Source organism: Zoogloea sp. (genome assembly GCF_044344315.1).
Lineage (GTDB): Bacteria > Pseudomonadota > Gammaproteobacteria > Burkholderiales > Rhodocyclaceae > Zoogloea.
Genome location: NZ_JBIJDC010000063.1, coordinates 1 through 25,271, shown reverse-complemented (window position 1 = coordinate 25,271; position 25,271 = coordinate 1). Strand labels below are relative to the sequence as shown.

Here is a 25,271-nt window from a genome sequence, read left to right as displayed (position 1 = left end):
TCAAACACCTGGTGCGACGCCGCAATGATCACGCGGGCGCCCACGGCGTAGGTGGTGCCGGCCGCCCATTCGGGGTAATCCGTCTCAGGGACAGTCGAGCTCGTGAGCTCCGCATCGCTTACGGTGGTGGGGCGAATGATCCTCATGCGCGCACCCCGGGCAACCCATCTACGTCCCACTGAGCCTGAAGCCGTGCAACCTTGCTCGTAGCCTGGCTGATCGCGACGTGGCCTGTCCGCATGTCGTCACGCAGTGCGCGCAGCTCGGCAATTACCTCGTCCAGCGAAAGCAGGCTCTTGGAATCCCCGTTACTCACGATCTGGGATGGGCCCGTGTATTCGAGCTCCGGGCCGTTCTCGCCCACGACGCGCCAGCCGCCGGAATGGCTTCCGCCAGAGGCGAAGCCCGGCACGATGCCGCGGCGCGAATCCACGATGCTGGCCAGACCGGCAATGGTGTTGGCGGTGCGCAGGCGATCGCGCAGGTACTCCTCGTAGCTGCCAAACATGCCCGTCGATGACTGCCCGACGACACCGAGGGCGCCCGAGATCGCAGCTTCGTCTGGAAGGACAGATCCACCCGACGCCTTCGCGATGGCCAGTGCACTGCCCAACTGGGCCTGCGCCCGGGCGCGTGCGGCAGCCGACGCGGATGCGGTTTCATCGCCGGCCGAACCCAGGGCGCTGTGCAATGCATCCGAGAGGCTGGCCAGGCTATCCACCGCGCTGCTCGATGCGGCCGACACACCAGAGATCGCGCTGGCCATGGCCTGGTGGGCTGACTGCTCATCCTCAAGCGCCCAGACGCGCTCCTGGAGCGCCCGGTTTGCGGGGTCGATCTTGGCGAGCTCGGCTTCTCGGATCGCCTTTGTATCTCCCGTGAGCTGCCAGATGCGCTGCTGGAGGCCAGCTGCCTGCTGCTCAACCACGTCGGCGACGGCCGCGAACGGGCTCGCGAGCGTGATCAGCTGAGCGTAAAGCTGCTGCCCGGCCGTCGTCGTCATGTCGATCGACTCGACGAGCGCCCGAAACGCCGCCTTGTTCTCCGGCACGGCTTGATCCAGGGCACCAAACTGATCCGCAAGCTGAGCACGGGCATCAGCCGTCCGCTCAACGTCCGAGTAGAAAAGCTGGTAGTAGCCGGACAGCGCGGCACCAGCGGCCGAGAGGCCGCCGAACGCTTTGGTGAGCCCATACACGGCATCGGTCGAGATCCCGAGCGTGTCCGTGATCTGCCCGGCAGCGGCCTCAAACTGTGCGATTGAGGCGAGGGCTTTGTTCAGCTGATCGATGCTTGGGCTTGCACCAAGCGCAGACAGCGTGTCTTCAGCCCAGGCCGGCAAATCCGCATCTAGCAGCGTCTTCTGGATCGCCTCACCCGCCTTGGCGGCCAGTTCCTCAAGCCCCTTCTGTGCGCTCTTGTTGAACTTCCCTGCCACCTCGGCGACGATCTCGCCCGCCTGGTTCGTGATCCGGATCGCCCCGGGGCTTCGGTCCTCATTATCTGCAGCGAAGCGCACACCGACCTGGTAGTAGTTGTCCAGCCCGAACTTACCCAGAATGCTGCTCAACGAGCCTGCCACGCCTTCAGCCAGCGCCTTGGTCGCCCCGTCGATGCCCGTGTTGCGATCGGAGTTGTACGCCCCCCAGTCCAGCCCGAAGCCGCCGTAGTTCGTATCCGTCGCCTTGAACCCCGAGCCGTCAGTGCCGGCGACATAGGCGCCGCCCAGGTGCGGAGTGCCACCCGTGACCATACTGCCGCCGATCGCCAGTGCCGCAAGCGCGATCCAGCCCCAGACTGGAATTGCGGCGAGTGCTGCGGAGGCACCGGCAGCCATAGTGCCGCCAGCCATCGCACTCGATGCCGCGCCATAAGCCGCGATGCCGCCGGCGCCACCGGCAAACGTTCCCAACGCATTGCCGTCCGTCAGCTGGTATCCCAACATTGCGCCGCCCAGCGCGCCACCGGCGAGTCCCCAACCCGACATCCCGGCGGCAGTTGTGCTGCCAGCGTCGGCGGCAACCGTACCCCATCCATCCGTCGCAGCGATCAGCCCGTCCAGGCCCGATCCCGTGGCATTCGCCGTCACGGTGCCCACTGCGTTGGCGCCAGACATGCTGCCCGTCGCCCACTGATACCCGATAGATCCGTAACCAGCGAGGTTCGACAAGGTGTTGATGTTGCTGGCCGACCCCATCAAACCACTGCCGCCCCCCGCGCCAGAGGACGACATGTTTGCGCCAGCCACCCCGGAGATACCGCCAGTGACTGGCGACATCACGACCTGCACCACCGCTTTCAATGCTGCCGTCTTGAGCATGTTCTTGATGCTGTCGAGGAAGGCCTCACCGAAGCCCTTGCCGGCCTCGAACGACCGCATCAGGCTGTCAGTGAGCGCCCGCTCCAGGTCATCGGAAAACCGTCGGGCAGAAGCACGGGCATCCTCGCCAGCCTTGCGCGTCGCCTCCCTGCTCGCCTTGGCACCTGCAGCTTCCGCGAGATCCCGGTAAGCCTCTGCCTGCGCTTTCAGCTCCGCGATGATCGCGTCGTTGGCATCGCCAAACGCGTTCATCTCGGCCCGATCCTCGGCCCTTGCCGCGAGCAGCAGATAGACGGCCTCTTCGGTCATGCCGTAGGTCTCGGCCTCTGCCTGGGCTGCATCCAGCTTCGCAAGCAGGGCCTGGGTGTCGGAGCGCACCGCATCTATCGCAGCTTCCTGCGCCTTGGCCAGGGCTGCCTGCTCCACCGCAGCCTTCTTGGCCGCCTCTGCAGCGTCATCCAGCAGCAGAGCTTCTTGCACCAGGCCGGGCAGGCGCGTCTTCTCGGCCGCGGTGAGCTTGAGCTTGCCGTTGGCGAAGTCGGTCATCACCCGGATCGCGGCCCGCTCGGTCTCGGTGAGGGACTCGGTAGCACTGGCCTGCGCCTTCAGCACCTGTATGCGCTGCACCCAAGTCGAATCCAGCCGCTCACCCGGCGTCGATGCAGCGGCCCGGCGGACCTTCGCCGTCGTCTCGAACTCCTTCCGGATCGCAGCCTCGCCGGCGGCCACCTTTGCAGGGTCGAGCATGACGGACTTGGGGTCGGCGGCGCGGATCTTGTCGAGGTTCTCCCGATACTCCCCCAGTGCTTGAGTCAGGGTCCGGGTCTGCTTCGCTCCGCGCTCCTGAGCAGCCGCCACTTCCTTCTCCGTGGCCAGAAAGCCCTTCATGGACGCTGCACGAGCAGCACCACCCTCGGCCGCCTTCTTCTCAGCGGCAACCTGCCCTTCGAGGGTTACGAGATAGCGCTGAGCCGCCCCGATGTCTCCGTTCTGCTCACCGGAGCGGATTTCCTCAATGAGCTTCTTCTGCGCCGCAACCTGTTGCAGCAGCGATTCGCGCCCGACGTCCTTCATCGCGCTCCAGGCGGACTGGACCACATTGACCAGGCTGCGCCAGCCCCGCTCCATGGCACCGGTGGCGGCCTCCACCTCGGCGGCACGCTGCTTCACGGCCTTGGCAGCTTCGGACTGCGCCAGGGCGACGGCCTCTTCCATCTTGCCCTGCTCCTGGAGCGCCTTCACCTGGCCGTAGATGGTGGGCGTCAGAAAGTTGTAGGCGTCGTTTATCTTGAGGATGCCCTTGACCGGATCCTCTGCAATGGCCGCAAACTCCTTGACCAGGGTCTCCACATCGCGGGCGCCGGTCTCGGCCATCGCCGAAATGGCCGCACCCACTTCCTCCATTTGCCCGGCCGCGACCTTTCCGGATCCGGCCAGCTGGTTGAGGATCTCGGCGGCGCTGCCCTGGGTGCCTGACACCTTGCCGATGCTCTCCGCCACCACAGACAGCTCGCTGGCCGTGACACCCGCCCGATAGCCCGTGATCGCCAGGGTCTTCTCGTAGGCCTCGGCTTCGGACGACCCCTGCACCCACGCGGCGGTCAGCACGCCCACGCCAGCAGCAGCCAGCGTAAACGGCCCGACCAGGCCGGCCACATAGCCACCCACGGCTTTCGCCGCCGCGCCTACCCCGCCGAAGCTGTCTTTGAGCTGCCCGCCCTGCTGCATCAACACCATCATGGGCGGCATGCCCGACGCCAGGGACGTGAAGATGTCAGTGAACTGCATGGGCAGTTGCCGCATGGCCTGGGCAGTCTGACCGGCAGAAACACCAAGCCTGGCCACGTGCCCAGCCGCTTCATTGGCTGCACCACCCCCGGCATTGATCCCCGCCACGGCGGCAGGGCTGACCACGCCGGTCATCGCCGCCTGAGCCGTGCCCGCGGCCGACTCAGCACGATCCAGGGTCGCCGCAACCTCGTCGAATGCCTTGTCGACCTTCTTGGCCTCGACCACCGCCGACGTTGCGTCGCCGGTGATACGGATGCCATAAACGATGTCGCGGTTTGCCATGCGGATGTGCCAATAAGCCCCTGGGAGTGGGGCCGATCATCCGCGCGCGCGTGAAAAGGGGTCAGGCGGAACCGCTTCCGCCTGACTTTACCTACTTGAGCTTCTTTAGGCCGACTTGGGTTCGATCCCCAGGGTAAAACGGAGGAAGGAACGACGGATCTAAGATGGTAGGCAAGCGCTCTTTTGCGAGACGCTTGGACAGCGCTGTCTCCGAGTGTTCGAAGACCGGGGCATATCGAGAAGCCAGCAGTCCATTTTTCTGATCATCCAACATCTGAATCACCTGGCCCAGACGGAAGAGATTGAAGGCTCGCTTGTTGATAGCCTGACATAGCATTGCTCTTCGCTCGTCCTCGGAACGCTCACCCAGGCGATCCCCGGGAGAGAGTCTGCGCACGGAGTACCAAACATCGTCGCCTGGCCAACGCTTCGTTTCGCGGAACTGCTGAGCCCACTCTTCGAACCACGGCCAGTCAAAGTAACCGACCGTCAAGGGACGAATGGAGCGCTCATCATTCCGCCCAATCGCGAGCCGCCCGATGTTTGCGACCGCACGATCTCCCAAAGATGATCCATGCAGAATCTCCCGAGCGGCCCTCTCGAACAAGGGCACTTCAGTTGGCGAGATGTAGACATCCATTCTTGCACCCCAAAAATGACAACAGCCAGGATTCTCCCCCGGCTGCGTCACACCAACAATGCTACTGGGAATACATCACAGCCAGCGCCTCATCTTGCATGGCACGCAGGCCGTCCTTGATGCGATCCCACTCTGCCCGGCCAGGCTCGTAGCCCATCAGGGCCCGCACCTGCACCCAGTCCAACCCCTGCCGCACGGGTGGCCCCATGCCACCGCCTACCCACCGCCAGCAGCCCCAGGCTTCGGCCCACAGCGCGAAGATATCCGCGTTGCAGGCATACACCTCGCAGGCCGGCGCGCCGCTCGCCATCCGCTGGCGCGCCTGCTCGGCTTGATCGTGCAGCCCGAACGCCTCCAGGTCTTTCACGAGCTCGTCCGTGCCGGCACTGCGCTCTTTGTTGAGCTCTACCCAGCGGCGGGCGGCGGCACGGAGTTTCCCAGCGCAGCACCCGGCTGATCGGGTGCAACGCCGTAGCGGATCTGGCGCAGGGCCGTGTTGATACCAACCGACAGCGCCCGGCCGTGCACCCCCATGACCTGCGCCTTGAACAGCTCGACGGAGAATGAGATCGCCTCGCCGTTTTCACTCTTCACGTCGTCCCAACCCACCAGCACTTCGGCAAACTTGTCCGCATTGCGGGCCAGCACCTCGGAGAGCGGCAGTGCCGCGACCTGGGCCGGAACAGCCTCGAGGTCTGCGACTACATCTTCGATCACCGGCTTATCGCTCCAGGCATCAAACTCCGCCTCGGAGAGCACTCGGAAGATGCCCGTGAACTGCCACTCCTCGAAGCGACCATTATCTGCCGGAACACAAACAGCCACGGGCCACCGGACGGTGGGATTCGCTACGATGACAAATGCCTTGCTCATATCTTCGTTACTCCAGGCGTTACATGAAAGTGAAAGCCAGTTCGTCGTTACCGGCGACGGGCTTCAAGTCGAAGTTCAGGGTGTAGGCGACCATCTTCTCCACGTCGGCGTAGTTCGCCCCCGTCAGCACGGCCTTGGCATCCACCTTCAGCTTCTTGCCTGCAGCGGAGCCGTGAGTCACCGACAGCGTGATGTCGGCGGCCGTCTTCGCGAGGGTGAAGGGGTTGAAGGTGGCCAGATCGGGCGCCAGCACCGTCGCAGTGCCTGTCGGGGCGCGGTCGTTGATCTCGACGCCCGTCTGAGGGCCGGGCAGGTTCAGACGGGCGCGCTCGGTCGCCAGCGACAGATCCAGGGCACTGAAGGCCATGGCCGTGGCGTTGATCGTGAGCGGCGAGGTGTTCGTTGCATTGACCGGCTCTTCCAGGGGCCAGCCAGTGCGAGTTACCGCCGGCATCGCCACCGCTGCCGGATCCATGAAGACGGCATCGAACTCGAACTTGAAGACCGGAATGGCCTTGGCGTTGAGCGTCAGGCCGACGGTGCCGCGCGAGCCGATCATCTGGTGGTTGGTGCCATCCACGTTGATGTAGATCGAGACGGCCGGAATCGCCTCGCTGATCAAGTTGTAGGTCACCGAGACACCGGCCTCCGTCGTCGCCGCCATGCCGCAGGCCTTGAGCAGAGCATCGACCTTCGGCACCGTGCCAGCAGCGCCCGCACCGGCCGCCAGCACTTCGAAGGTCACCTTGCACCAGTTGGCCACCACGATCTTGCCGGCGTGGCCCATGTAGGGCAGCACGATGCCGCGATCGACGGTCTCGCCGTCGTAAGGGGTGAGGGTGAGGTTGCGCGCCTCAATCCAGTTGGCGGCGCCAGTCGGCACGGCGTCGGTGCCAACGGTGGTCTCCAGCTTGGCCAGCAGGGCCTTCTTGTCGAACTTGCGCGGACTCGCGAGAATGTTGGGCATGGGTTACTCCTGGGGTTGATCGGCAGGCGCCGCAGCAGGCGCAGGCACGGAGGGCACACGGCGACCATCGGCACCGATGACGTAGTCGCCACCCTTGCCCCAATGCTCGTCGCCGACGTGTCGGAACGGATCCACCTGGCTGCCCAGGTCATTGCCGGCGGGCTCGCCAGCCTTGCGCTTGGTACTCACAACACCTCCTGGTAGTTGGTCACAAAGTCGTCCTGCCACCACAGCAGGTTGTTCGATAGCTTGATGAGGCACCCGCCGCCGAACGCGAAGCCCTGAAGGCACCCCTCGGGCACCCATGACAGCAAGGCGGCAAACACAGCCCGGCGCACTGCCACCAGCTCGCTGATGTCGCGCTCGCCGTAGGCCGATGCATTGCTCACCACGACCACCACGCCCACCGCCACATCCACGAGCTGGCTGAACTGGGCGGCAGTGGGCGGCTCGGTGGGTCGCTCGGCGAGTGGAATCACGTAGGCCGCCGGCACGGCTGCCAGATGGTCCTCAACCGCGTCCAGGCCGGCAGCACTGCCCACGTCACGCAGCACCGCACACTCAGCCCGAAGCCGCGCAGTGACCACGCTGGGCAGGTCGGGGATCAACGCACGCCCCAACCGCCCACGCGGGGCGGCACAACCATCTGCACCAGGTTCGCCTGGCTGGACGCGTCGGGCGCAGCACCGGAGGCGAGAGGTAGGCCCGCTTTACCGGCAGCCACATCCCGCAGAAAACGAAGGGCACGCTCGTAGTTTTGAGCCACCGCCTCGCCGGCGCCGAGCCTGTGAAGATGGAACAGAGCGATGTCGCAGCAGTAGCCGCGCACCGTTACAGGCACTTCGGGGAGCGGGGTCGAGTAACGGGGTGACAAATAGCTGTCGATCTCAGCCGACGCGCGGGCGAGCTTTTCCTCAACACGGCTGACGACGACTGCATTCGTCCGCACGGTGTCGATGTCGGTGAGCTTGATGAGAAGGGGTTCGCCGACGGCCTCGATGAGATCGGCGAGAGTGGCGTAGGCCATGGTGCGCGGCGCGTTGTCGTGATGGGCACGATCTTCCGCGCGCGCGCGATGGGATGTCAGGCGGAAGCGGTTCCGCCCAATCTAGGAGTACATAGTTTCGAGGCGAATCTATCCTGGCATACGCCGAGCAAGGAAGCACGCTCTGTGAATTGCGCCAACCCCAGCCAGGACAAGTCCTTGAAAGTAGTAGCCAACTAGCATGCGTTGGGCCGCAAGCGGGTGCGTCTTGTAGGTCTCGACAATCAGCGACCTGATCTCATGCGGCCGGATCCCACCGATCCTCCGCTCGCCCAGGGCGGCGACGAAACGCGCGATATGGGCGCGAGGGTTCGGAAGCTGGGCACCCACCGCCCGATTGTTGTGGAAATGATCGACATAAAGACAAGGCCCCGGTCGATGCCGGGGCCAGAAGACTGGAAGAGAAGGCCCTAGGAATCGGGCGCAACAGGTGCTACAAACAGACTCCAAGGGCGTGAGGAACGAACTTCACTTAGTGCTTGAAGTTGAATTGTGCAATTTGCATAATCATATGCCTGTGAAAATTCAAGTTTTTATGCGTGCAATGACAATACTAGACCACAAAAACTTCAGGCTGTCTCTTGGGGAAAGGAGGTTCCTCGAGAGAATTGGATACCTGGAGTTCTACTACCGCAGAGTTCCACATCAGATAACGAGTGCTATCTATAAATTTGTTAGGGCGCCGGAACACGCGGACGCACTAGCAAAAGGCGATGTTTACGTCAGTACGTTGAACGCGTGTCGCGCATATGAGTGCAGCGAACGCGGCGACCCAGGAGAAGGTACCCTCACGCATTTCATCAATAGATTTGTTGGAACGGGAGACGAGTGGAAAGCCGCCGACCCGCTTCGCGGCAGGCGTCTTGATATTGCTGGACCTATGAACGTCGTCATTTCGGATTGCGAGCTAACGCTGGTGGCTCGCGATGGATACGTGTTCTGTGCGACGGATACCTTCGATTTTGAACGCATGGCGGAGAGCTTTGGCCATTATTGCGTGAGAATTAGAAATCCGCTGTTCTTTCAGTTGGCGCTGTGCCACCGACTGGCCATTAACCTGCCCGTCCTGGAGCACTGGGGCCAATTGGTTCAATACACAGGCAGGAACATAGTCGACACTCAGCCGCTGGTATCACGCGAGTTTTTTTTAAAACCGAAGCGGTATGAGGGACAGCGAGAGTTCAGAATCGTTGCGATGGCTCACGATCCAGCGCATCGATACGAACCACACACTGTTCGCGTTGATAATATTTCAAGATTTATTGAACGCATTAGGTAATTTTGGTGTTGTCGTTAATTTGATAATAATCACAGAGCTGAAAATATAAGTTGGATATGCCCCTAGCTTGCCGTACAGGCAATCGCGATCTGGCCTCCATGTACAACAGGTGAATCAAGTGTTACCTCCGTTGATTCGATTACTGTTACGGCCCACCCTTCTGCGACAGCAGGCAGCGAGATTAAACTCAGGGAGCTGCTTTTGTGGAAATCCAGCGTGACGATGATGTCGTCACCCTCCCAATACCACGTCGATACCGTCGCGTCAGGCACCTTCTGCGGGTTGTAGGTGTGGCGGTACGCGACCCCCGTGCTGCGGAGATCGTATCAGCGCAACAGTGGATTAAGCACAGACCCTTTGGAAGGAGAAGTTTCGATGGCAAAGAAAGAACAACGCGAACAGGAACGGATTGCCCGCCCCCCGGAGGAGTTACAGCAACTGCTAGATGAACATCTCGATGTACTCGTCACGTTGTGCGAACACTACGACCTTGGCAAGCGACATTTTGCTGCGGACATAGCACAGAATCTTCGGGTGCTGCTTCATCACAACCCGAAGGGGCGGATGCCATCGATCTCGCTTTTGCACCAAGCTGGCCTCGAAGAAATAGCATTCCTCGACACAACGAAAACCATACTTAATAACTCCGGATCGTCTCCTGCACATCGATTCCATGTTGAGCCTGCAGCTGGATTGGTGCTGCTTTGCGTAAGAGAGTCTGATGGCGTTCAGTTGATAGAATGCGAGCCAACTATTTCCGTCATTGCCCCGATGGAGGCCATAGGTAGCTCATACTCTGATTGGTGGACTTCCACCATACTGACTTCTGCGACTGGCGCTGTATTTTCTCGTCAGAAGATCGTCACTCAAATGGCGAATCAAGATAGGGGTGCGCACGTCGCTCCTGGCATCGAGAAAGCCTATTTCGAACTGACGAGATGTGCAGCCGTTTCGATCCAGGTTGCAGTTATAAATGGCGGCAATGCGGTGACGAACCTCCATGTCTCTGACAATCCAAAGAACGTGATACTCCCCGCGCGAGACGGCCTAGGGGTAAAAATGGCGCGAGCACTCATCAGACAGATTGCCAACGAGGCCCTCTCTACGCTCCTTCCACCCTATGCGCCTTACCATCAGACAGCCCTCGAAAGAGCGAATCTATCCGGCGCCATGCCTTTCGTGATTGCACATCTATCACCTACCAATTCAGCTTGAGGCCTTCGTTGCGATGCTGCGTAAACCTCAGAGTAGGACATTGGAAATGTTGTAGCAGTCGAAACAAGCGAACGAGAATGAACCTGAGAATGTGCCCGATCCACTTGCAGGCTTGTAGCTAATCCACAGTGTTGCCTGGGTGAGATCCGGTGGCACGACGATCTCACCCTCATAATACGTCTCTCCGAAACTGGAAGACGTGTCAAAAAGATACAGGCTAAAATTTGGCGCCACGGATCGGACGAGGCTTAGTCGCGCGGCGAGCCGACAATTGCTGGAGTTTGTAAATTTGAAATATCCACTGATCTTCACGCGATCTCCCGCGGCAAACTGACCACCCGCGTGCAGGTAGCGGTAAAAATCTCCACTTCCCGCCAGGTTCGTCAGCATCGCATCAGCCCAGTTTCCCCGGACAGGTGCAGAGGCTGCAGATGGTGCGATTGAGGTTGGAGCTATACCGTTCTGGCTCCAACCTGCCGGAAGTCCCGCTCCCGTAAGGTTCAAGACGTTTCCGAACGACGGATATATGCCTGCGCTTCCCGCATTCGACCGGGGCAAGAGCGGTGCCGGACGGCGCGCGCGGAGCTGGGCAACGATCTCAGCAGCGACTGCATCGTGCACGGCCTGTGGAGGATGGATGCCGTCTGCGACGCTGGCGGCAGCATTCCAGGTCCCATCCGTGTCGATCCAGGCCAGCCAAGGGTCAACAAAAATGACTTTGTTGTCAGCGCAAAACATTCGCTCAGCGAAAGCGTATTGCTCAGTCAATGCTCTGGACGTCGCAGTCCAAGTGCCCTGAATGTCGACCGTAGCAGCTGCAACAACAATCAGAGCGATGCCGCGAGCAGCACACCATTCCCAAATGGACCTGATGTTTGCAATGTGCTGCGCGACAGTAACAGGAGGCGTCGCTCCTGAATCATTTGTGCCCTCGTGATAAACGACATATCGCACGCCCTTAGGCACGCCGTTAGCAGTGAGTGCGGCAAGCGCGGCTGCAGAGCTTTGTCCACCCACGCCAAGGTTCGCTACGCTCGAAAAAATTTCCGGGCAACGCGTTCCCAACTGCTGTGCAAATGACAGCGCGTTGTTGGTGTTGGTGCCAGCAACAAGACTATTGCCAATGGCCGCCATCGGGTACGGGAAGTCACGGATACGTCCGGACTGGACGAGCCCCCCCGCCATCGGAAAATCAAGCCCACCATCCAAGGAGATTGCTTCAACGTAGGTGCGCGCCTTTCCACCCGAGCCAGTGTCGACCGTCTCCCGAACCACGTCACCGGGGACCGTCGGCATTGTTGGCAGCGCGCCCGCCTGTGCTTGGATTGCGCCGATCGCAAGCAAGGGTGCTGAATAGTCGTCGGACAGCGCCATTGGCGTCCCGACAGGAAATTCACTCCCCGAGTGCTTTACGGTGCGCAGCGTGACGTAACGAGAAACGGGCATGGGGGGCTCCCTTGATTACATGCGCTCAATGGCGCCAGTGGGGTGAAGTGCTTCGGCCTGGGCGACCGGCATGTTGATTTCGTCACCTGCGAGCTGATCAGGGCCATAGAGACGGCCATCGTGTTCAACCTGGCGCAGAGCCCGGACACGGACATGACCAGGCGGAATGACAGGCTGGAGCAGCGAGCCATCGCCTTGATGGCCACCGTCGAGCTGCACACCTTCACCGACCTGAGAAACATGGCCCAGCAGCGCAGGCAGCTCCAGGCGGCCTTCAGCCAGCTTGCCGACCAAATCCGCGAGGCTCTCGCCATCTACGGTCTGGGCGAGCTCGGCGGGCTGGGCGAGCTCGGGGCCGGGGTCTCCTTCAATACGCCCGGGGAGCTGCGGCTCCGCCGCTGCAGGCTCAGTCGGCAGAACAACAGCGGGCTGAGAGGAGCCCTCAGACTGGGAACCATCCTCCGCACCGGCAGAGGAGATGAACGACGGATCAGAATTCGCCTGATCGGCATTGGAAGCGGAAGGGGCCAAAGCAGCCGCAACCGATTTGATCTTCTTGGATGGGGGCATGAAGAATCCTCGTGCAGCCCCAGGGCCGAAGCCCCGGGGTGGTGGGGTTGTTCGGGCGATCAGCCGACGGCGTTCTGAAAGAGGAAGCCCACGTCGCGGGCCGCGATCACTTCCTTGACGCGCTCACCAGAGCGCACCCGTTGGGAACCGGTCAGGCCGATCTTGGGCTCGTCCAGGTTGCCGGCGATCTTGTTGCCCCAGGCCGCCGTAAAGCCGAAGGTGACACCGGCCTGGGGGCCGGCCGCACGGTCGCGGTAGATGAAGGAGGCGTGCTTGCCCCAAACGCGCTGCAGGGTGGCCGCCTGACCGCGCTTGGCGGTGTTGGCAAAGCCGGCGCCCACAAACACTTCCTGCAGTTCGAAGAGTTCGGCAAACTCCTCACGGCTCACCATGCCGGCCACCGTGGTGCCCCCCTTCACCGCGTTGACGATCTTCGGGTTGCGGCGCAGCTTGGTCCAAGTCTGCTGCCCGAAGATGGCGATGTTGCCGCGCATGATCATGCTGTCCAGCGCGTCGCCGATACCGGCCACGGGGTCGGAGTTCGGATCGCTCCACTGGCTGGTGCCGGACAGAGGCAGGACGTTGCCGGGGGCGTAGGACGCCGGGTTGAACACCAGGTTGGCCACACGCTGCTCGCGGCCCAGATTGACCAGGCTGGTCAGGTAGGCCGTGGCCGTGCCGAGGGGATCCACGCCCTGGTTGTCGGCCTCGATGTCCTCATTGGGCACGATGTCGTCCAGGCCGTGGTCTTCGACCCTGTCCTGCACCTCCGTGGCGTTGAAATCCACTTCATTTGGCGCCGACTTCCGCCCGACCCGGGTATCGGGCACGGTAAAGCCCTGCGCCAGGTCGTACTTCAACCACTTGAACTCCTGGTCAGTGGGCGTGCGCGGCAGCACCTGGTCGGCGATCAGGATGTGATCGGGGTTGCGGTAGGCGATGGCGATCGCCGTGAGGGTCGGGTTGATCGGGAACGGACGCACCGCGCCGATGGCCAGCACACCCAGGTGCGCGGTATCGAAGTGGAAGACACCGGCGATGAGCCCAGTGGCGTAGATCAGGCCGACGGCCAGGCCAATCAGCAGCAGGCGGGAGTGCTTCTTGATGAAGTTCATATAGGTAACTCCTGAGTGAATGAATCAGCCCTGCATCACGCCAGGCGCGATGAGGACGGGGGCGATGTCACCGGCGACGGCCGAGACTTCGGCGTAGCCAATGACGCGGACGTTGCTGCCGGCAGCAGGCGCTGCCGCAATGGCACGGCCGGTGGCGTCGGAGGTCACCGGGCCACCGCGGGTCACGGGGCCGCCAAACTCCACGTCGGCGATGCCCACCTTGACGATGTCGCAGCGCTCGCCGGCGGCGGGGCCGACCGACTCACACACGCCCATGAGGGCGTCGGTGGCCGCAGCGGCTTGAAGGACTTCACCGTCAGCAGCGCCCGCCTTGACGATGCGGAAGGCGGCGATGGCTGCCGCCGCGGTGTAGTTGCGATTGAGCAGGGTGATGGCCATGGTTACTTGCTCCGGGTGGATTCGACGTGGCGGACTGCCTGCGCCGTTGAGAGGGTGATGCCCTTGCTGGCCTGTTCCGCCTGATAGGCCAGGGCAGCAAAGGCAATGGCTTGGGGATCGTCGTTGCTGCTACCGCCACCCGGCGGACTGCCCAGGTGCGACAGCGCTGCGGTCTGCATGCCGGCAAGCGCCGGGTTGGGCGTGGCGGTGGCCAGGAAGGCCTCAAGGCTGGCCGGATCCTTTTCGCCAATGCTCTGCGCCCAGTCCTTCTGGTGGGCGTTAAGCCGCCCGTCAGCCAGCGCTGCGGTAACGAGCCCGGTCACCCGGTCGGTGCGCAGCTGGGCAGACAGCTCGGCCAGCTCATTGGCCACGGCCTGGTGGGTGGCCACCGGCACAAAGCGGGCGGGGTCGGGATCGGCCGACACCTGGGCGGCCAGGGCAGCCAGGTGGCCGCCCAGGTCAAACGACGCTGCCGCGGTGGGCGACGAGCCGAGCTGGTCCATGATCTTCTGCAGCTGCGCCTTGATGTCATCGACGGACGCGCCAACAGGCAGGTTGAGCAGCCAGCGGAGCTGCTCGATGAGTTCTTCCACGTGAGAGTCCTCCAGGGGTTGGGATTCGGGTTGCGCCAGAGATGCGGCCACCGCCTCGAAGACTTCTTCCATGTCGTCGAGGGCGGGAATGCTGGTGAGGGCCGCGTTGATGAGCCCGACGACGGCGCCGGTCTTCGGGTCGTACTGGAATAAGGGGGAGATGTAGGCGTACTCGCGGGCGGCAATGTGCGCAGCAGCGGCAGCAGTCCAATCCACGCCGACAGCGAACAGCCCTTCGCCCTCGACCCACTCCAGCTGCTTGAACCAGGCTGCAGCGATAGCCTTCACGCCGCGGTCGCGGTAGAGCACCGCGTGGTCGTAGTCGAGCATGTAGCGATTGCCGCGCTGGTCGGCGGCGGCGATCAGGCGGGCGGCAATGTCGGCGTCCATCCGCCAGGCCGGCACATCGGTGGGGCGGCCATCCAACGCACGGAACTCACCCGCCGGGAACAGCTGGATGCGATCCCTGGCGACGAGCTCGCCCGCAACGATGGCGCAGGCCGCAACGCGGTACTTGGATTTTGGGGGACGGTGCTTTGAGGTAGCCATGCCGCCATGGTGGCGACGAGCCGAGGAGGGCGTCAGGCGGAAGTGCTTCCGCCGGACGGGGATGGTGGCGCTTTTTTAGACTACGCCGGATTTTGAGCGCTGCGCAAGCCACCCCGGAACAAGCGCAGGCGCACAGACCCCGTTACTCCCCCGTTACTTTCCACGATCGGGGGGCGCGGGCTACGGTGGCCGCACCCCGAGGCCAAAAATCGCACCACGGGGCTATTTTCCGATTCCGGACAAACGGCGCTCGATAACCTGCAGGATGCCGGCGCGGTCGGCTTCGGAAATGCCCAGGAAGGGCCGCGCCGGGATGTCGCCCCAGGGAAGGGGGTGGCCCTTCTTGGTACCGGCGTAGCGCCGGAAGTCTTTCTCGTCGAACTGGCGGAAGCGCTTGATGTTGGACGCCACCACACGCCCGAACTCGCCCTGCTTGGCACCCTGCTGCTGGACCCGGGCGTAGGGCATGGACGAGCCAATGACCAGGGCTCCGGATTCAACCTGGTAGAAAATCTGCGATGCCAGCATGCCGGTGTGCCCGACCAGGGGCTTCTTGCCGGTGACTTTGGCCACGCCACGGGCATTGAGCTTGCCCGCCTTGTTGAAGTTGCCACCCTCGCTCACGAAGCGCTCGATGGTGCTTCGGGCGTTGGCGAGCCAACGGGAACCATCGGGGGCGGTACTGGTGACGAAGCGGGCCTTGGAGCTTTCCACCAGGTCTTCACCGATGCTCGCCAGCAAGCCGCGGGTGCCCTCGGGGCTCAGGGCGCTCTGCACCCCCTCCAGGGCCTTGCGAAGGTCGGCGTCGTCAATATCGACGGTTGAGCGCGCTACTGCCATGGGCTATAGTCCCGGTCATAGCGGGATCGTTTCGGACGTACAGGCTGGGGGCGCTGCAAGGCGTGCATCAGCTGCTCGCTGCCCATCATGTCTTCACCACAAACGAGATCAGCGCCAACGCGCGGTTCTTGTGCCCAGGGCGCACTTCCCAGACTGCTCTCAGCGTCTCGGCGCCACTCTCCCAGGTCACCACCATTCGGCTCTGCCCCTCCGGGCCGGGATGGCCGGGGCGCTTGCTGCCAAACCGTAGCCCGTCCATCAGGCTCTCGTAGTCTGCCCCCACTGCAACACGCTGCCCGGCGCCGTCGAACTCATGGCTCTTCACGACGTGGCGCGGCGCATCGGCCGGCACGAGCACAAGATAGCCCGTGAGATCGTGCGTCGACACGGCCTGGAACGCGGCGGCATCCTCAACAAACCCGAGCCATAGGGGCTCGGTGCGTGTGGGGTCGGCCAGCACCGCCTCCACAAACGCAGGCGCCGAGTCGGTGGCGTTGATGTACTTGTTCACCTCCCGCGACAGCGCCTTGGTGATCGCCGGCGGATAGGTGATCAGCTTGTCCTGCACCATTTGGCGCAGCGGCTCGCCGGTGCTGGCGCCGGGGGCATAGCCCCAGCCTTTATCCACGCCGGCCGGCTCGCCCGTGCGCGGGATGATCAGATCCCAGCCGTCCGGCAGGCTGATCATGTCTCCATCCTTGGGTGCCTCGACGGCAACCACGTAGCACCGGCACCCCCAGCCGTTGGGCGGGTAGATGATCTGCCAGGCCGGGTGGTCGTAACGCAAAGTAAGCCGGCCTGCCCCCCAGGCCAGGTGCTGCGGCCGCGGGCGGGCCACGATGTCGTTGTGCACGTAGCGCCAGTAGGGCCGCAGCTTGAGCAACTCTGGGTCCATGAGCTGCTTGTAACGCCCGGCGGCGTAGCTGGTGCGCAGATTGGTCTCGTAGATAACGCGCGTCCGCCAGGCCTCCCCGGCCTCGCTGCCTTCGCCCGTCCAGCCGGTCCACCCCCGGCGGGCGACGATGGCCCGGAAGTCGCGCCGGAAGTCGTCCAGGGTGCCGCGCCCCTCCACGGCCTTTGCAACCGCCGTGCGCAGATCCGCCACCAGGTCGGCCTTGTTGGCACCCGCCACCATGAAGGCGCGGTCATGCGCCCGCTTCCAGATGTCGTCCCAGCGCTCGGAGGGCAGATTGATCTTCTTGCGGAAGAAGTCGATCTGCTCCTGGAAGAAGGCCGTGGCGGTGGAGGCAGCCATCGGTCAGCGGCCGTCCTGCACGTCGGCCATGCCGGCCAGCTCGGCTGCGGCAAAGCCCATGGCCATGACTTCGGCGAGCTGCTCGATGGGCAGATCACCGAACATGCCCAGCAGGCGCTCCTGCACATCCACCGCCGTGGCCGTGGGGTTGTCGGTGAGCATCCGCTCAATGGCAGCAAGCCAGGCATCAACCTCGGGCTGTGCGCCGGCGCTGAGCGCGGCGAGCTGGTGATCGACCACATCTGCAGGGGCTGTGCGCACGGGCATGGAGAGCGCCGCAAGGGCCGCCCTGGCCAGCGGCCGATAGCTTGCCGCGGCAGCGGGCTGCGGCGCGGGCGGCTCCGGCGGAGTGGGCGCCGGCGCCGCCTCAACCTGGAACACGTCTTCCCCGTCGTCTGCCTCCGGAATGCCGGCTTTCTCGTGCACCCAGCTCAGCGGGATCTTCGCGCCGCCCTTGGCCAGCGCCGGCAGCGCCTCGGCCAGCAACTTCAGGTCTGCCGTCTCGCCGGTCTCGAAGCGGAAGCGCGGGCAGCGCAGCATGCCCGCCACCGGCAGGCCATTGAGCACAGCCAGCGGATACACAAGGTCGCGGGTGAGCGTGCCGGCCACCTGGCGGGCGTCGGCCTTGAGGATGTCCCGCCGCACGAGCTGGTGCAGGTCGGCCACGCCGCTCCCCATCCCGGTGACCTTGGCTTCCGCCGACAGCACCTGCCCCAGCAGCGCCTTGCTTTGGGCGCCGTCTGCCCAACCCATCATGGACAGGTGAGGCGTGCCGTCGCCGCTGGCGATGACCTTCATCACTTCCATGCTCATGCCGTCGGGCATGATCGCGCGGGCGTCGCGGCCAAGATCGGTCACAGCGCGCATCAGCGAGGCCTTCTCCTCGTCGCCGGCACCGGGCATGTACTTGCCGATGATCATCGGCAGGCCATAGGTGGACAGGTATTCGGCCATGTCCCCCAGGCTGTACATCTTGTAGAGGAAGGGCCACACCAGCACGCGCCCCAGGCCAATGCGGCCCAGGTAGCCCGTCTTGGCCTTGACGTGCTGGTGCATCACCCAGCCCATCGACAGGGGCACGGCCCCGTCGGCGCTGCCGTCATTGAGCCGCAGCTCCCGGCGGTTCATGTCCATCTTGAACCAGCCCTGGGGCCGCGGATGGAAGCGCGGGATCCACATGCCTTCAATGCGCTGCCACTCCAGCTCGATGGGGGCAAAGCCGTGGCCCACACCGTCCATCATGGCGAGGATCAGGTCTTCCAGGTCATCCACGGCGTTGCGCAGAATGTCCTCAATGGCGGCGGCGGCCTTCTTCTCCTTCGCGCTGGGGCTGGTCGGGGGCTCCACGCTCCACTCCAGGCCGAGCAGGGCACCGCGGCGCTTTTCGTACTCGCAGCGCAGGTGGGCGTCCCGTTCAAACATGTCATCGAACAGCTCGTGCTGGCCAAGGATGTTGCCCTGGTCTGCCGCAGCCAGGCACTGGGCGATCCGTGCGGGGGTCAGCCCGCTCATGTGGGACGCAACCGTCCAGCGCTGCAGGTGCACGAGCCTGGCCGTTTGGGGCTCGGCCAGGGTGCGGGTGCTGATGGGTTTGCCGTACTGATCAATGATGGACATGAGTCGTCTCGGTAGGGTCAGGCGAACATGCTGCGGGAGTTGCCGCCGCTGTCTTCACCCCCACGGCGGGGGATGGATTGGAAGCCGCCGGCGCCGCTGAAGCCGCCACGGGTCACGGCGATCCACCACAGCAGGTGGAGTGCGCACAGACCGTCGTAGTGGTGGCCGGGCTGCTTCTCGGGCCAGGTATCCAGTTCGGAGAGCAACAGGATCAGGTTTGGAGAAAACAGGATGCGGGGCTCCAGGGGGTCCGTTACAAACGGCTCCAGGCTGTCGATGCGCACCTCTTGTTCAACGGTGGCGGTAACGCCCACCAGCGGCAGGGCCACGCCCTTGTCGAGGGCGGCGGTCATGAGCGACGTGCGCATGCTCTCGTAGGCGTTGTTGTTCTCGAAGGCGATACCGTTGCAGCGGAACTCGCGCTGAAAAGCGATCAGGTCGGCTTCCAGCTTGGAGGGCACCCGGCGCTTGATCTCGGCATGCACGACGTGCAGCTTCTTCTTCTCGCGGTCCCAACCACCACCCACGATGGCAGAGGGGTCGGAGGTGGCGCCTTTGCCCATGGAGGGGTCACACGCACCAAAGAAGATCCAGTGCGGCATGCGGCTCACGAAGAAGCGCACGGGCGTGAAAACCTTATCCTCCTCGCTGCGCGGGTCGCCCTGCAGCTCGGTGCCGAAGGCGCGGGGGTTCTTTGCGCGCTGGCGCATCAGCCAGTACAGGGAGCGCACGCCGGGCCAGCTGATCTCGGCGCCCTCGTCCATCTCGACCCGAAACTCCTGGTAGAACACATGGGACGGCAGGGCCGCGTCAGGGGCCACAGCACCACGCTCGGCAAAGGCCTCCATCACGGCCTTGTCTTCATTGAGCATCAGCGTCTGGCACTGCTCCCACAGATCCATCCTGGTCGGAAAGGCTTCGATGGCGCGGAAGTGGTGCACCAGGTGGCCCACGGTGCGCTTGGCACGGCTGATGGGGTCATCCTTATTGAGGATGGTGCCCACACCCACATACTTCACCGACCCGTCCGGGGGGCCGAGGTAGTCGATGGCCTTTTCAAGCCAGTCCCACCGGTTGTCGCGTTCGGTGGGGCTCTTGGCCTCTTTGTCGGTGATCAGATCGTCACCCAGCAGCAGCTTGGGTCGGCTGGCGCCGTGGAAGGTGCCGCGGATGGCCTGCTCGGCGCCGAAGGCCTCAAACTTGACCCCGGCCGCGCTCACGAACTCCCCCACCTTCCACTGCACACCCCGGCCGCACGCCTCCGGAAAGTCCAGCGCCAGCGCTGCATTTACCGTGAGCTCCGTCTTGACCACTTCGAGCAGCTTGGTGGGCAGCTTGGTTTCAGCGCCCAGCAGCACCACGTAATCCACGAAGTACGGCAGCGGCGCATCGTCAGGCCATTCGAGCTCGGCGCGGATGGCGGGCTGCTGGAGCAGCGCGCGCACCGCCACCCAGGCGGGGCCAACCTTGGTGGTCAGCGAGCTCTTTGCCTCGCCGCGCGGTGCGATCCACCATTCTTTCACCCCGCCCGGGCTGTCGAGCAGCTGCGGGAAGCGGGTGAAGAAGTGGCGGTGAAACAGCGACGCGGGCGGCCGGATGTGATGGGGAAAGTACGTGTACGCGAAGAACTCGAAGTCACCCTCCACCAGCACGCGCCGACGCCGGGCCAGGCGGGCCGCCGGCGACGGGTCCAGCCCCACCTGGTGCGCCTGGATCTCGTTGCGCAGCTCCCTGGCCAGGTCGGCCAGGTCGGAGAGAAAGTCCTTCTCGGACGTGTTCTTGGTGCTCACCCGTAGGCCCTCGCGATCTCGTCGCCAAACGGCCCGAGGATCTCGGCAAAGCCACCGGCGAGCTGCGGGTGGTTGGCCCGGACAAACTCCGACAGGCGCTTGATCACATCAAGGGCAACGGCCAGCTTGTCGGTCTCGGGCATCAGCCGTGCATTGGATGCCACGAGCTTGTTGAAACTGTCGGCCAGGCTGGCCAGGGCCTTGCTGCGCTCGAGGGGGGCGATCTGGGTATCGTCCTGCAGCATCTGCAGCGTGGCCTGGGCCTGCTGGCTGAACATGGCCATCGTCTGCCGGGCGATCGCCTCCATGCCGCCGCCGGCGATCATCTGCGCTGTGCGGGCCTTCTCCCAGTCGTCACCCGCCTCCCGGGCGTCGCGAATCCAGCGCCGGGCGGTGGCAACAGGCACACCGCACTTCACCGCAGCCACCTCCAGCCCAAGCTGGTCGTGCACAAAGGCCGCGCGCACCGCCCGGCGGGTGTCGTCGGAGTGGGCCATTACTTGCGCTCGCCGGGCTCAAAGCCGGTTACGCCAGGCACACGGATACGCCCCAGGGCCACATCGGCGCCCCTGTCCGTCAGGCGCACCATGCCTTCGGGCGGTGCCTCCACCAGCTCCATCTCGGCCAACCAGTTGCAGTCCATAGCCAGGCGGTCGAGGCTCACCTCGAAATTGACGGCCTCGATCTGCCGGCGCAGGGCACGGGGCTCCAGGCGGAAGCTGGGCGACAGGGAAAGCGCAACGAGGATCGCCCGGCGGCGGTCCTCGGTTGTGATGCGGTCGGCGGTGCTCATGTCAGTGGTCTCTCGTGCGGACGGTGCCGTTAAAAATCAGCGGGGGAAAGCGCAGATCGGTGCGCGGGGTAACGGGGGCAAAGTGCTCGACGGGCAGGTCGCCCAGGTCCGGCGCCCACAGAAAGTGCGGCCACCAGCCCCAGCGGGATCGCCGAACGATCAGATAGCCCCCTCGCGCGCGCCACTGACGCAAGGCGTAGAGCAGGCAGTTGCTGCGGCGGGGGGCGTCGGGGGTCACGTCATGCCCCGCTCTGCAATGCGGTTCAGGATCATCTGCAAGCTGGTGCTGATCAGCCTGAGCTCGCCCTTCATCTCCCGCACGTCCCCTGATGTCGCGTTGATCTTGCCGTAGAGGTCGTCCAAATCCTTGTGGGTCAGCGCCTTGGCGCTCACATCCTCCAGATCCGATATCTGGCGGGACATATCCAGGATGCGGGCGGAGTGGTCTGCTTCCAGCCGATCCAGGCGGTCCTTGATCTCTTCGGCCGCCTTGGCTTCGGCATCCTGCACAGCCTCCAGTTGCGACGACACCAAGGTGCCGTACTGCTGCAGAAACGTGCGACCGATGGCCCACAAGGCACCGACGAAGGCCGACAACAGGGCGCCGATGATCACGACGGTGAGGTAGTTGATTTCGATGATCACGGGGCTTCGGTCTCGTTGAACTGGATCAGGGCGTCGAGGCGCCGGGCGCACTCGGCGTACTCAAAGTAGGCGTGGCCGGCCCAGCGGGCGACCTCGGTATCGGTGGCAACTGGGCCGGCATCCGCTGCATCAGCGACGCCGGGGGGCGGGGGCAGTTCGGCGCGGAGGCCGGCGGCGCGGTCGAGCAGGCGCAGAGCACCGCCGCCAAGGCAAGCACGGCCAGTCGTGGCGCGGGGAAGCGCAGCATGGAGTTGCTCCTGAAGTTGATCTGCCTCGGCCCGGGCCGAGAGCAGATCCGTGGTGAGGGCGTCGCCGCGGGCCTGGGCATCCCGCAGACGTTCCAGCTGCGCGGCCTGGTCGCGTGCGGCTTGCCGGGCGTGGTTGCGTTCAATCAGCGCGATCTGCCCGTTCTTGACGACGCCGGCAGCGCCTGCCCCAATGGCTACGCCGACAACAAGGGCAAGGCCCAGGGCAGCGGGCAGCACGCCCGGCATGCTGAGCGGGCCCTTCACTGCGCGGCCCCCATGCAGCGCCGGTATTCCTCGGCCCTGCGCCGGGCCAGGCCAGCGGGCTGCTGATCGCCTGCATACACCCAGCGCAGCATCTCGCGGCAGGCGCCGGCGTAATCGGGCGGGGTGGCCTTGAGCTTGCGCACCAGGGTGCTGCCGCAAAAGGCCGGGGTGCCCACGTTGTAGGCGAAGCTCACATAGGCGTCGAACTCGTACTGGTGCAGCGGCACATCGGCAATGCACCGGGCTGCTTCGCGGGCCTTCTCGTCGATGGTGCGCGTAAGGGCCTGCACAGCACGCACCGGGTCGGTCTGGTCACCCCGCTTGACCCCGCCGGTAATGCCGTAGCCGATGGTCCACACGCCTACCACGTCTTGATAGGCATGGGTGCGGTAGCCCTCGTAGCCGGCAATGGAGCCGACAATCAGGGCCGATGCGGTGAGCGTGGCGGCGAGCTTACGCATCACCCACCTCGTCAACCTCGCGGAGCACCAGCACGTCCGCATCCTCCAGCGCCAGGTGCTGGCTGCCGCCCGGCGCCACGATGCGCCGCGAGAGCGTGTAGGGCTCGGCATCGTCCCCCAGCACCAGCTCGGTGAGCAGCAGCGCGGTGCTCATGCCGGGGTCGCAATGGGCAATGGTGAGCGGCAGCTGCGAGCGGCTCCCCACGCGGATCACCAGCGCCATGCGGCAATGCAGGGTGATCTCGTTGGGCAGGCCCATGCGCAGGCGCAGTGTGCGCAGCGGCGTGGGCGACACCTCGCCGCTGTCGAAGATGTAATGCACATCCACCTCAACTGCAGGGTCGATGGGCAGCAGCGTGCGCACGGCAAGGGATACGGTGACGGCCATGGCTTACCCCTGGGAAAGGTGGCAACGGTGGGTGGCCGCGAGGTAACGCCAGCTCTGGCCGCTGATTGCGCAGGGCTTGGCGCCGAGATCCGCCATGCCGGCATCACCGCGGAGGAGCGCGGACGATTCAGCGGCGGGCACTTGCCAGTGCGAGCAGAAGCCGCAGGTCTTGACGATCGGCGGATGGGCAGCGAGGGGAGCGGGAAGGTCGCGGTGCATGGATCGCATCTTCCGCGCGCGCGCGAGGGCGGGTCAGGCGGAAGCGGTTCCGCCGACAGGCGTCGCCAACGCTCTCCGGATGTAGGGAAGAGGTTGGCAATTCGCCATGGCTATCGTGTTGAATGGATCACTGACAGATCGACTTATCTGGGGGAGTCTTGTGAGATTGATTTGCTCAAAGTGATTGCCCACCTTAGTGGCTACATGTCGTCTCCACGCCGATAACATTTAGCGTGCAAGCGCACTCCCTAATGGCATATATTGCTGCCATCCTTTCAAGCCCTCTCTTCTATGTCCCGCAACCATTTCAAAACAGTTCATGCGATCCCGGTTGTGGATCTGCTTCTCGACACTCACAACCCGCGTATCAGGCACGGTGCGGATCAGAACGACTGCATCAGTCGAATCCTCAAGGATGGCGACTCCTTCCTGAATCTGGTGAGGGACATTGCGACTGAAGGGCTGTCCATCGACCACATCCTGATCTCGAAGAACGCGGACGGGAAATGGGTCGTAAGAGATGGAAACCGCCGCGTCACTGCGCTTAAGCTATTGCTCAAGCCGAGCCTTTGCGGATCCGACAAGGCACTTGCCAGTCTGATTACCCGTATTGCGGAATCGGCGCCTCACCCTATCTCGACAGTGGTTGACTGCCAGACGTGCGACGACGAGGCGCGCATCCTCAAGTACATCGCCAGCAAGCACACTGGTGAGAACGCCGGGGTCGGCCAGAAGGGCTGGACGGCCTTGATGATCTCGCTCTTCAACCTTCAACTTGGCATTTCAGATCAGAACAAGCGGGCCGCACAACTGATCACCTGGCTGGAGGAAAACGACCTATCCATCGGTAACGATTTTCCTATCACTACACTCTCACGGGCACTCAACCGTGAGAACTTCCGTCTGATTGGGTTCGACAGCGAAGGCGAGAAACTCGTGAACACCCTGCCTACCCTGCAAGCGTACGCGCTGGCGGCCCGAGTGGTCAGGGCCATAGAGACTGGCGAGGTCAACGTCAAACGAGAGGATGAGGCCGGCTCGATCTACTCCAACGAGCAACAAACTGCCTTCTTCAAACGGGTGCGCAGTGAGATAGGTCCTCCCCTTGAATCTCCTGCAACGCCGGAGCAAAAAACGCCACCAGATGCATCAGGAAGAACGGGAGCCTCTGGACCCACCGCGCCCGATGACGGAAGGACCGCCCCTCCCAGTGCAGGTGAGGCACCCGAGTCTCAAGGCGAGAAAAAGGGCGGATCAGCAGCTGCCGGAATTGAGCGCCCGGATGCCGTAACCCTATCTCCAACCAAGTCAGCCTGGGATAGAAACTACCTGTTTGGCCCTACCAAGAACGCATCGCCGAGGTTGCCCATCGGACGTGAGCAGAAGAAGGCAGCGAACATCGTGGCCGAGCTCCGGGAACTGAATGTGAAAAAAACGCCAATCGCCGTCGGCATGCTGTTTCGCTGCCTGGTCGAACAGAGCGCGGACTACTATCTCGCCAAGAATCCTGACCTCAAGGGTGATCAGACTTTTCACAAAAGGGCGCCTCGAAAAACCTCAGCTCGCCCACCCTTGGTAAAATTACATCGTCCTGAACCCTGCTGCAGCTTATCGCGATGAAACAGCGTAGTGCCATCAAGACGGACCTGTTTGCCGACGAACACCAC

28 protein-coding genes are annotated in these 25,271 nt (G+C 63.7%); 3 read left to right on the top strand and 25 right to left on the bottom strand.

The annotated features are described in order from the left end of the window. Positions 1–142: 142 nt before the first annotated feature. The 8 genes from ACIQ09_RS14030 to ACIQ09_RS13995 all read right to left on the bottom strand — a co-directional run bounded on the left by ACIQ09_RS14030 (position 143) and on the right by ACIQ09_RS13995 (position 7,900). Complete coding sequence (locus ACIQ09_RS14030; protein ID WP_398310908.1) at positions 143–4,393, bottom strand: phage tail tape measure protein; 4,251 nt, start codon at positions 4,391–4,393, stop codon at positions 143–145. Between the two features lie 91 nt (positions 4,394–4,484). Next, the gene (locus ACIQ09_RS14025; protein WP_398310905.1) at positions 4,485–5,033 is read right to left on the bottom strand and encodes a hypothetical protein; all 549 of its coding nucleotides are present in this window, start codon (positions 5,031–5,033) and stop codon (positions 4,485–4,487) included. Positions 5,034–5,094: 61 nt separating this feature from the next. Further along, on the bottom strand, positions 5,095–5,400 hold the full coding sequence (locus ACIQ09_RS14020) for a hypothetical protein (protein WP_398310902.1): 306 nt from the start codon (positions 5,398–5,400) through the stop codon (positions 5,095–5,097). A 38-nt stretch (positions 5,401–5,438) separates the two neighbouring features. Beyond that, the gene (locus ACIQ09_RS14015) at positions 5,439–5,906 is read right to left on the bottom strand and encodes a hypothetical protein (protein WP_398310900.1); all 468 of its coding nucleotides are present in this window, start codon (positions 5,904–5,906) and stop codon (positions 5,439–5,441) included. A 19-nt stretch (positions 5,907–5,925) separates the two neighbouring features. Next, complete coding sequence (locus ACIQ09_RS14010; protein WP_398310897.1) at positions 5,926–6,873, bottom strand: phage tail tube protein; 948 nt, start codon at positions 6,871–6,873, stop codon at positions 5,926–5,928. Positions 6,874–6,876: 3 nt separating this feature from the next. Beyond that, positions 6,877–7,062 carry a hypothetical protein gene (locus tag ACIQ09_RS14005; protein ID WP_398310894.1) on the bottom strand — a complete coding sequence of 62 codons (186 nt, stop codon included), beginning with the start codon at positions 7,060–7,062 and terminating at the stop codon, positions 6,877–6,879. Continuing rightward, positions 7,059–7,481, bottom strand: a complete 423-nt coding sequence (locus ACIQ09_RS14000) for a hypothetical protein (RefSeq protein WP_398310891.1) — start codon at positions 7,479–7,481, stop codon at positions 7,059–7,061. Before ACIQ09_RS14000 ends, ACIQ09_RS14005 begins: the two co-directional genes overlap by 4 nt. Next, on the bottom strand, positions 7,478–7,900 hold the full coding sequence (locus ACIQ09_RS13995; protein ID WP_398310888.1) for a gp436 family protein: 423 nt from the start codon (positions 7,898–7,900) through the stop codon (positions 7,478–7,480). Before ACIQ09_RS13995 ends, ACIQ09_RS14000 begins: the two co-directional genes overlap by 4 nt. A 493-nt stretch (positions 7,901–8,393) precedes the next feature. Between ACIQ09_RS13995 and ACIQ09_RS13990 the strand changes: the two genes are divergently transcribed. Both ACIQ09_RS13990 and ACIQ09_RS13985 read left to right on the top strand, forming a co-directional pair. Then, positions 8,394–9,197 (top strand): hypothetical protein, encoded by an 804-nt coding sequence (locus ACIQ09_RS13990; protein WP_398310885.1) that lies wholly within the window; start codon positions 8,394–8,396, stop codon positions 9,195–9,197. Between the two features lie 375 nt (positions 9,198–9,572). Next, on the top strand, positions 9,573–10,412 hold the full coding sequence (locus ACIQ09_RS13985) for a hypothetical protein (protein WP_398310882.1): 840 nt from the start codon (positions 9,573–9,575) through the stop codon (positions 10,410–10,412). A gap of 27 nt (positions 10,413–10,439) precedes the next feature. Here ACIQ09_RS13985 and ACIQ09_RS13980 read toward each other — a convergent pair whose 3' ends face one another. The 17 genes from ACIQ09_RS13980 to ACIQ09_RS13900 all read right to left on the bottom strand — a co-directional run bounded on the left by ACIQ09_RS13980 (position 10,440) and on the right by ACIQ09_RS13900 (position 23,604). Further along, positions 10,440–11,858: an SGNH/GDSL hydrolase family protein gene (locus ACIQ09_RS13980; protein WP_398310879.1), complete on the bottom strand. Its 1,419-nt coding sequence runs from the start codon at positions 11,856–11,858 to the stop codon at positions 10,440–10,442. A 15-nt stretch (positions 11,859–11,873) separates the two neighbouring features. Further along, the gene (locus ACIQ09_RS13975) at positions 11,874–12,428 is read right to left on the bottom strand and encodes a hypothetical protein (RefSeq protein WP_398310876.1); all 555 of its coding nucleotides are present in this window, start codon (positions 12,426–12,428) and stop codon (positions 11,874–11,876) included. A gap of 59 nt (positions 12,429–12,487) precedes the next feature. Beyond that, entirely contained in the window at positions 12,488–13,543 is a 1,056-nt protein-coding gene (locus ACIQ09_RS13970; RefSeq protein WP_398310873.1) for a hypothetical protein, read from the bottom strand. Positions 13,544–13,567: 24 nt separating this feature from the next. Further along, positions 13,568–13,942 (bottom strand): hypothetical protein, encoded by a 375-nt coding sequence (locus ACIQ09_RS13965; protein WP_398310870.1) that lies wholly within the window; start codon positions 13,940–13,942, stop codon positions 13,568–13,570. 2 nt (positions 13,943–13,944) lie between these two features. Beyond that, complete coding sequence (locus ACIQ09_RS13960) at positions 13,945–15,084, bottom strand: phage protease (protein ID WP_398310867.1); 1,140 nt, start codon at positions 15,082–15,084, stop codon at positions 13,945–13,947. Positions 15,085–15,306: 222 nt separating this feature from the next. Then, on the bottom strand, positions 15,307–15,924 hold the full coding sequence (locus tag ACIQ09_RS13955; protein WP_398310864.1) for a phage virion morphogenesis protein: 618 nt from the start codon (positions 15,922–15,924) through the stop codon (positions 15,307–15,309). Between the two features lie 85 nt (positions 15,925–16,009). Next, complete coding sequence (locus ACIQ09_RS13950; protein ID WP_398310861.1) at positions 16,010–17,179, bottom strand: phage minor head protein; 1,170 nt, start codon at positions 17,177–17,179, stop codon at positions 16,010–16,012. A gap of 3 nt (positions 17,180–17,182) precedes the next feature. Then, a complete protein-coding gene (locus tag ACIQ09_RS13945; protein ID WP_398310858.1) occupies positions 17,183–18,796 on the bottom strand; it encodes a DUF935 domain-containing protein in 1,614 nt (537 codons plus the stop codon). Between the two features lie 17 nt (positions 18,797–18,813). Then, on the bottom strand, positions 18,814–20,586 hold the full coding sequence (locus tag ACIQ09_RS13940) for a hypothetical protein (RefSeq protein ID WP_398310855.1): 1,773 nt from the start codon (positions 20,584–20,586) through the stop codon (positions 18,814–18,816). Further along, the gene (locus tag ACIQ09_RS13935; protein ID WP_374503047.1) at positions 20,583–21,083 is read right to left on the bottom strand and encodes a DUF1804 family protein; all 501 of its coding nucleotides are present in this window, start codon (positions 21,081–21,083) and stop codon (positions 20,583–20,585) included. Before ACIQ09_RS13935 ends, ACIQ09_RS13940 begins: the two co-directional genes overlap by 4 nt. Beyond that, positions 21,083–21,379, bottom strand: coding sequence for a hypothetical protein (locus ACIQ09_RS13930; protein WP_374503045.1), 297 nt, complete (start codon positions 21,377–21,379; stop codon positions 21,083–21,085). The genes ACIQ09_RS13935 and ACIQ09_RS13930 overlap by 1 nt, the downstream gene beginning before the upstream one ends. Before the next feature lies 1 nt (position 21,380). Further along, the gene (locus ACIQ09_RS13925; RefSeq protein WP_398310851.1) at positions 21,381–21,617 is read right to left on the bottom strand and encodes a hypothetical protein; all 237 of its coding nucleotides are present in this window, start codon (positions 21,615–21,617) and stop codon (positions 21,381–21,383) included. After that, positions 21,614–22,024 carry a hypothetical protein gene (locus tag ACIQ09_RS13920; protein WP_398310848.1) on the bottom strand — a complete coding sequence of 137 codons (411 nt, stop codon included), beginning with the start codon at positions 22,022–22,024 and terminating at the stop codon, positions 21,614–21,616. The genes ACIQ09_RS13925 and ACIQ09_RS13920 overlap by 4 nt, the downstream gene beginning before the upstream one ends. Continuing rightward, on the bottom strand, positions 22,021–22,536 hold the full coding sequence (locus ACIQ09_RS13915) for a hypothetical protein (RefSeq protein ID WP_398310845.1): 516 nt from the start codon (positions 22,534–22,536) through the stop codon (positions 22,021–22,023). The genes ACIQ09_RS13920 and ACIQ09_RS13915 overlap by 4 nt, the downstream gene beginning before the upstream one ends. Further along, positions 22,533–22,997: a glycoside hydrolase family protein gene (locus ACIQ09_RS13910; protein ID WP_398310842.1), complete on the bottom strand. Its 465-nt coding sequence runs from the start codon at positions 22,995–22,997 to the stop codon at positions 22,533–22,535. Before ACIQ09_RS13910 ends, ACIQ09_RS13915 begins: the two co-directional genes overlap by 4 nt. Beyond that, positions 22,990–23,385 carry a hypothetical protein gene (locus ACIQ09_RS13905; RefSeq protein ID WP_398310840.1) on the bottom strand — a complete coding sequence of 132 codons (396 nt, stop codon included), beginning with the start codon at positions 23,383–23,385 and terminating at the stop codon, positions 22,990–22,992. The genes ACIQ09_RS13910 and ACIQ09_RS13905 overlap by 8 nt, the downstream gene beginning before the upstream one ends. A 3-nt stretch (positions 23,386–23,388) precedes the next feature. Then, positions 23,389–23,604: a hypothetical protein gene (locus ACIQ09_RS13900; protein ID WP_398310837.1), complete on the bottom strand. Its 216-nt coding sequence runs from the start codon at positions 23,602–23,604 to the stop codon at positions 23,389–23,391. A 291-nt stretch (positions 23,605–23,895) separates the two neighbouring features. Here ACIQ09_RS13900 and ACIQ09_RS13895 point away from each other — a divergent pair, with 291 nt between their 5' ends. Next, complete coding sequence (locus ACIQ09_RS13895) at positions 23,896–25,224, top strand: hypothetical protein (protein ID WP_398310834.1); 1,329 nt, start codon at positions 23,896–23,898, stop codon at positions 25,222–25,224. The last annotated feature ends 47 nt before the right edge of the window (positions 25,225–25,271 follow it).

What these genes read in the sequence shown, in the direction of transcription:
- ACIQ09_RS14030 (WP_398310908.1), bottom strand. Translation starts at nt 4,393, where the DNA reads ATGGCAAACCGCGACATCGTTTATGGCATCCGTATCACCGGCGACGCA.
- ACIQ09_RS14025 (WP_398310905.1), bottom strand. Translation starts at nt 5,033, where the DNA reads ATGGATGTCTACATCTCGCCAACTGAAGTGCCCTTGTTCGAGAGGGCC.
- ACIQ09_RS14015 (WP_398310900.1), bottom strand. Translation starts at nt 5,906, where the DNA reads ATGAGCAAGGCATTTGTCATCGTAGCGAATCCCACCGTCCGGTGGCCC.
- ACIQ09_RS14010 (WP_398310897.1), bottom strand. Translation starts at nt 6,873, where the DNA reads ATGCCCAACATTCTCGCGAGTCCGCGCAAGTTCGACAAGAAGGCCCTG.
- ACIQ09_RS13995 (WP_398310888.1), bottom strand. Translation starts at nt 7,900, where the DNA reads ATGGCCTACGCCACTCTCGCCGATCTCATCGAGGCCGTCGGCGAACCC.
- ACIQ09_RS13985 (WP_398310882.1), top strand. Translation starts at nt 9,573, where the DNA reads ATGGCAAAGAAAGAACAACGCGAACAGGAACGGATTGCCCGCCCCCCG.
- ACIQ09_RS13980 (WP_398310879.1), bottom strand. Translation starts at nt 11,858, where the DNA reads ATGCCCGTTTCTCGTTACGTCACGCTGCGCACCGTAAAGCACTCGGGG.
- ACIQ09_RS13975 (WP_398310876.1), bottom strand. Translation starts at nt 12,428, where the DNA reads ATGCCCCCATCCAAGAAGATCAAATCGGTTGCGGCTGCTTTGGCCCCT.
- ACIQ09_RS13970 (WP_398310873.1), bottom strand. Translation starts at nt 13,543, where the DNA reads ATGAACTTCATCAAGAAGCACTCCCGCCTGCTGCTGATTGGCCTGGCC.
- ACIQ09_RS13965 (WP_398310870.1), bottom strand. Translation starts at nt 13,942, where the DNA reads ATGGCCATCACCCTGCTCAATCGCAACTACACCGCGGCGGCAGCCATC.
- ACIQ09_RS13960 (WP_398310867.1), bottom strand. Translation starts at nt 15,084, where the DNA reads ATGGCTACCTCAAAGCACCGTCCCCCAAAATCCAAGTACCGCGTTGCG.
- ACIQ09_RS13955 (WP_398310864.1), bottom strand. Translation starts at nt 15,924, where the DNA reads ATGGCAGTAGCGCGCTCAACCGTCGATATTGACGACGCCGACCTTCGC.
- ACIQ09_RS13950 (WP_398310861.1), bottom strand. Translation starts at nt 17,179, where the DNA reads ATGGCTGCCTCCACCGCCACGGCCTTCTTCCAGGAGCAGATCGACTTC.
- ACIQ09_RS13945 (WP_398310858.1), bottom strand. Translation starts at nt 18,796, where the DNA reads ATGTCCATCATTGATCAGTACGGCAAACCCATCAGCACCCGCACCCTG.
- ACIQ09_RS13935 (WP_374503047.1), bottom strand. Translation starts at nt 21,083, where the DNA reads ATGGCCCACTCCGACGACACCCGCCGGGCGGTGCGCGCGGCCTTTGTG.
- ACIQ09_RS13930 (WP_374503045.1), bottom strand. Translation starts at nt 21,379, where the DNA reads ATGAGCACCGCCGACCGCATCACAACCGAGGACCGCCGCCGGGCGATC.
- ACIQ09_RS13910 (WP_398310842.1), bottom strand. Translation starts at nt 22,997, where the DNA reads ATGCGTAAGCTCGCCGCCACGCTCACCGCATCGGCCCTGATTGTCGGC.
- ACIQ09_RS13905 (WP_398310840.1), bottom strand. Translation starts at nt 23,385, where the DNA reads ATGGCCGTCACCGTATCCCTTGCCGTGCGCACGCTGCTGCCCATCGAC.
- ACIQ09_RS13900 (WP_398310837.1), bottom strand. Translation starts at nt 23,604, where the DNA reads ATGCACCGCGACCTTCCCGCTCCCCTCGCTGCCCATCCGCCGATCGTC.
- ACIQ09_RS13895 (WP_398310834.1), top strand. Translation starts at nt 23,896, where the DNA reads ATGTCCCGCAACCATTTCAAAACAGTTCATGCGATCCCGGTTGTGGAT.